Annotated in this window: 4 protein-coding genes; 3 read left to right on the top strand and 1 reads right to left on the bottom strand. The window is 58.5% G+C overall.

Features of this window, described 5'->3' with window-relative positions:
* Positions 1-1,061: 1,061 nt before the first annotated feature.
* The 3 genes from NW843_RS12675 to NW843_RS12665 all read left to right on the top strand — a co-directional run bounded on the left by NW843_RS12675 (position 1,062) and on the right by NW843_RS12665 (position 3,104).
* On the top strand, positions 1,062-1,280 hold the full coding sequence (locus NW843_RS12675; RefSeq protein ID WP_414523116.1) for a hypothetical protein: 219 nt from the start codon (positions 1,062-1,064) through the stop codon (positions 1,278-1,280).
* 43 nt (positions 1,281-1,323) lie between these two features.
* Positions 1,324-2,604 (top strand): MDR family MFS transporter, encoded by a 1,281-nt coding sequence (locus NW843_RS12670; protein WP_011432585.1) that lies wholly within the window; start codon positions 1,324-1,326, stop codon positions 2,602-2,604.
* Positions 2,605-2,735: 131 nt separating this feature from the next.
* A complete protein-coding gene (locus tag NW843_RS12665) occupies positions 2,736-3,104 on the top strand; it encodes a YccF domain-containing protein (RefSeq protein WP_414343163.1) in 369 nt (122 codons plus the stop codon).
* Positions 3,105-3,251: 147 nt separating this feature from the next.
* On the opposite strand, the gene NW843_RS12660 is transcribed toward NW843_RS12665, so the two are convergent.
* The coding region (locus NW843_RS12660) for a transglycosylase domain-containing protein (RefSeq protein WP_414523115.1) at positions 3,252-5,587 on the bottom strand (2,336 nt) is incomplete at its 5' end.

Below are 5,587 nucleotides of genomic sequence, written 5' to 3'. Positions count from 1 at the left end.
TTCCTGCCCCACGCCACTTGTCTGGGTCTACAACCCCCGACAGAACAACTGGACAGGCGGTTCCCCTTCCCCAGCCTCCCCCCTAGGCACTGCCAGCTCGCAAAACAACCTCTAATCCACCCAGCACAGTTCCCAAGGCTGAGGCTGAGTCCCGATGCACCCGGTACCGGCATTCAGGGCACTGAGGCCCCCCGACGGCCCAGCTGTTGCTAACCATCCCCCAGCACTTGCAACCGATTTGGCCGCTTCCTTTGGGGTCAACCTTGGCAAAGTCCACCCCACCCTTCCAGCAAACCCACTCCAGAAGGCAGAGAATCTATCCCCAGGCAGCCTCGACGCAATCCTTGGGCAACATCCCCCTTGCCCAGCCCTTGGCCTTGAGGTCTTCCACAAAGATCTTCCACAAAGAAAAGATAGAGAGGGTCTGCCCTCGGTCTCAACGCCAATGGGCCCTCTGGAAATGAAACTCTTGGCAACCATTGGCAATGCCCTGCTGCATCCTGGCAACCTGCAGTGGTGCTCTCTTCCAGTGGCAAGACCCCTGCTGTTTTCTCGCCCCCCTGGGTTGCAGCCTTCTCAGCTGGCCTTGCAGGGCTTTGAAGCCCTTGGGCCGTTCCCAAAAGCGCCCTCTGAAGTCGTCAGGAATTGCTCCAAAACCAGGTCAATCCCCGTCGTCCGCCCGTGAGCTGGTTTGTTGGGAGGCATCTGGATAAGCCCAGTACTTGTAGGTTACCGCCAGCATAAGTAGGCTTTACTACAGATTTCGCTCAGGGGTATGGCGGGGATCCATGTATCCCAGTGCTCACCCTGCGGCTAGAGCATGGGACCTATTGCCCCCGCACCCCCGTTAGTTAAAATTGTTGGTACTAGAACTGTAAGGCACAGCTTCTTCTAGCTTTGTCCAGGTTTGCGGCTGAGCTACAGGTGCTCTGTTGTGGGCAAAGGGAACTTGCGCCTCGGCTGCAGCAAGCAAGATGGGGGTTGGCTTCCTGCTCAGCAGGTTTTGGGAAAGGTTGAAGGTTGTAAGTTGGCTCAGAAGAGGACTGGGTGTTTTGGGGCAGATGAAAAGTAGCTTAGTGCAGCTCGATTATCGAGTTTATAAGTTGGCGCGGCTGTTGAGCGAATATTTGGAGTTGGGGAAATGGGTTGCCCTGTCTGCTGGCCCGCTGGGTGAAGATCCTTCTGGCAACGAACATCAAGCCTGGCTGCACAAATTTTCAGTTTACTTGTCAGAGCAGGCTCCTTGCCCTGGCCTCAAGGATCGGGATCCCGTAGGCTAGGTAGGCCCTCCCCTGCTGCACTCAACATCCTGCTGCACTCAACATGTGGATCCCTTCTTGGTGGCCGAAGCTCAGTTTTCAGGTTTGGCTGATCTTTATCGGTCGGCTGCTTTCCCAAACTGGAACCGGCTTTACCTTGTTTTATGCCAGTCTCTTTTTTGTGAATCAGGTGGGGCTGACCGCCACCCAAGTGGGCCTGGGGCTAGGCATTATGGCTTTTGCCGGGGTGTTTGGCCGCATCCTGGGCGGCTCGATGGCCGATGGAGCTTGGGGGCGCCGTTCCACTTTGATCCTCTCTCTGGCTATTTCCACCTTGGGGTCGTTTGGGTTTGCGCTCTCCTATGACTTCTGGAGTTTTGCCCTGGCCAATATGGCTGCAGGCTTGGGGCAGGGGTTGTACTGGCCGCCTGCGGAAGCGATTGTAGCAGATCTAACCACTCGTGAGCAGCGCAACGAAGCCTACGCTCTCAACCGTCTGGGGGATAACCTGGGCCTCAGCCTTGGGGTGGCTATGGCCAGCACGCTGGTGGCTCTGACGGGGGCCTATCGGCTCTTGTTTGTAATCGACGGTGTCACTTTTCTAATCTTTCTGGCGGTGCTTTGGTTTTTTATCCGGGAAACTCGGGCGACTTGTCCGGCAGCAGAGCCGGTGTTGGCAGGTTGGAAAACCGCCCTTAGAGATCGCTCCCTTTTGGTGTTTGGCCTGTCGAATATCCTGTTCACCACCTATGTGGCCCAGCTCAGCAGCAGCATGCCCCTTTACTTCCGCAATGGGGTAGGGATCCCAGAGGTGCAAATCGGCATTTTGTTTGCCTTGCATGGGGCCTTGATCGCTCTGCTGCAGATGCCGGTGGCCCGTTGGCTGAATCGCCGGACGCGCATTCAAGGGTTGCAGGGATCCGCCCTGATGTGGGGGGTGGGATTTCTTTTGGTTTGGCTTAGCGGTCTGGCGGCGGAATTGGGGGCTCCGGCCCCGGCGGTGGCAGTCTTGGCGCTGGCGGTGCTCTCTTTGGCGTTGGTGAGCTACAACCCCTCTGCCTCTGCTTTGGTGGCGGATTTGGCGCCGGATCACTTGCGGGGGGTGTATCTGTCGGTCAACTCCCTCTGCTGGGCGGCGGGGTTTGCTCTTGGCCCAATGATTGGGGGGATGGCCTTGGACTTGCCGCAACCGTGGGCAAGCGGGTTGTGGATCTTTTGGGTGATCACCGTCAGTTGGGTTTGGGGGATCCTCCGCTTTCTGAACCGCATTCTGCCCTGCAAGGTGAATAGGGCCGCAGTGCCTCCGGTGATGGAGCCCGCTCCCCTCGGTGACGCAGAACGCTAGAGCCCAGGAAAGAAGCAGATTTTGGGATCCCAGTCTTGGCCAACAGCTGGTTAGAGTATGGATGTCGAACAGGAAGGCTAGTTCTGCTCTTGTACCCTGCAATTTGGTCTCAACGGTGGAGGATCTGAATCATGAGCTTGATTGGCAACATCATCTGGCTAATCTTCGGGGGTTTGCTGACAGGTTTGGGCTACATCTTAGGAGGACTGAGCCTTTGCCTGACAATCATCGGCATTCCCTTTGGCTGGCAGAGCATCAAACTGGGGTTTGCAGTGCTTGCCCCCTTCGGAAAGGAAGTGGTGGAGTATCCCGATGCCAACAGCCCGCTGCTGCTGATCTTTAACGTCATCTGGCTATTGCTGTTTGGCTGGCCGTTGGTGCTTAACCATCTCTTCTGGGCTGTGATTCTGGCAATCACCATTGTTGGGATCCCCTTTGCCAAACAACACATGAAGTTAATTATTTTGTCGTTGTTGCCCTTTGGCCGAGATCTGCGCTGAGAAAGTGGGTGAACCTAGATCGTGGGTTTATTGAGGGGTACGGCCAAACTGGTTATTAGGCATTTCTCACTTGGGATGCAGGAGAGTTTTCTGTCGGGTTGTCAGGATTTGGGGTTGCCAATTGCCAAGGCTGCTCTCGGAGTTGCTCTATTGAACCATCGTCAAACTATTGGTAATGACTTGCCTCGTGTAATTTCCCCAAGTTTGAGCAGCTATGCTGCTGCTTCCTCGTGTTGGGCTGGAGTCATCATTGCCCAACCAAACGCCGGTCACCAGAGGAGGGTTGGGCGTGTAGCCGATAAAGAGCAGATCCTTGTTGGCGGTGGTGGTGCCGGTTTTACCGGCTTCTCCAATGCCGAGCCGGGCAGCAGTGCCGGTGCCGGAGCTGATCACCCCTTGCAGTACGGCTGTCATCTGTTGGGCGACGGTTTCTGGCAGGACAAGTCGCTGAGAGCGGGGATCCTCCCGACCAGGGTAAATCTCGCGGCAGGTGCGAAAGTCGTTGGGGTTGGCGCAATCGCTGCTATCCAAGATGCGGCGGATGGTGTGGGGCCTTGACCAAAGGCCACGATTGGCAAAAGGAGTGAAGGCTGCTGTCAACTCCAGCAAGTTCACCTCCATGGTGCCAATCACCATAGAAGGATAGGGTTGCAACGGCGATTGGATGCCCATTTGCCGCGCCATCGCCACCACTTGCTCTAGACCGACTTGTTGGGCCAACCGCAGGGCAATCACGTTTTCGGAGAGGATCAGGCCGCGGGCCAAATCCATAGGGGCCGATCCCGAGCGACAGCCGCGAAAGGTGAGGTTGCCCCAGGTGAGGGGCTCGCACGACAACACTTGGGAGAGAGGGATCCCTTGGGTGAGGGCAGCCGCATAGGTGAACACTTTGAAGGTGGAGCCCGGCTGCCTTTGAGCTTGGGTAGCCCGGTTGAAGGGGCTGGCGTTGTAGTCGATCCCGCCCACCAAAGCCAGCACTTCGCCGTTGCGGCTGTCGAGACTGACCAAAGCGCCTTGGCTGAAGCCCAAGTGGGATCCCGACTCGCGCACCGTTTGGGCCAGGACTTGCTCTGCCAAACGCTGGTAGGGCAGATGCACCGTGGTTTCGATGATGAAGTTGCCCTCTGCCGAGAGGTCTTGGCCCAAAAGCTGCCGCAGCTCCTGGAAGACAGCGCTGTAAAAGTAGGGAGCAACTGTCATGGTTTGGGAGCGCAAATTGGGGTTGAGGGTGAGGCGACTGCGCCGGGCCCGCCGAATCTCCTCTTCGGGGAAGACTTTCAGCTCGCTCAGGCGATCCAACACCCGATCCCGGCCCCGAACGGCGGCATCATAGTTGGCGACGGGGTTAAAGGCGTTGGGCGCGGGCAAAATGGCCGCCAAGGTCGCAGCTTCGGAAAGGCTGAGCTGGCGGCTTGGGATCCCGAAATAGAACTGGGCGGCAGTCTCAAAGCCGTAGATGCCGTTGCCCAGGTAAACATTGTTGAGGTAGAGAGCGAGGATTTCGTCTTTGCTGTAGCGCTGTTCCAGCTTCAGGGCAGCGACGGCCTCCCGCAGCTTGCGCCCAAAGGTATTGCCTGAGCCGGTGTAGTCCCGCAGAACGGTGCGGGCCAGTTGTTGGCTGATGGAGCTGCCCCCCTGCTGCACCTCCCCCGAGCGCAGGTTCACCCAAAAGGCGCGGGCAATGCCCAGCAGATCCACCCCAAAGTGGGAGTAAAAGCGGTGATCTTCAGCGGCGACCACCACCTTGGGCAAAATCGGCCCAAAAGCTTCCAGGTCGGGCAGCTCCCGGTAGGTGTCCCCCTGATGGCGGCGCAGCTCCGTCTGCTGATCCCCGGCCAGGACGATCAGGGGGTTGCGATCTGCGGAGAGGGGTGGCTCCACTGAGAACTTGCTCCACTCATGGCCGATCCAAATCCTCGCCCCCAGCCCCAAGACCACCATCAGGATGAGGCAGCCGCGCACCCCATACACCTGTGGTGGGGGTGGATCCAGCACCTGAATCCAGACGCTCTCCGGATCCCGAGGCGGGCCAAGGCTCAGTTGCTGGCCATGCCGCAAGATCACCCGGCGCACCCGCTCGGCGCCACCGAAGGGTTTGAGGCGGAAAACGCCGTTGGTCGAGTCTTGATCTTCTAGCTGGTAGCGACCGGCATTCCACCCCAGCCAGTAGAGAATAGGGGGCAACGGGATCCGCCAACCCAGACCGGGCAGGCGCCAATCCGGGCGGGGGCGGATGTGGGCGTGGAGATGGCTCACCGCGGGGGCAGGGATGCGAATGGTGGCCACCGTCTGGCTGCGACCGAGAATGTCGGATCCCTTCAGGGCAACCACCTGGGGGGGCTCTCCTGGGCAGGTAATCCGCAGGCGCACCGGGCGCTTGGGGGGAGGAGGTTCGGGGGGTTTGAGGAGAGCTGTAGGCCCGACAGGGAAAGGCCTCGCCAGAGTTTTGAAGAAGCGAGCGACGGTGCTCAACAGCGGCTTTT

The sequence above is a fragment of the Synechococcus sp. R5-12 genome, from assembly GCF_047502655.1.
GTDB lineage: Bacteria > Cyanobacteriota > Cyanobacteriia > Thermostichales > Thermostichaceae > Thermostichus.
The sequence above is the reverse complement of the archived record's forward strand: the minus strand, read 5'-3'. Positions and strand labels throughout refer to the sequence as shown.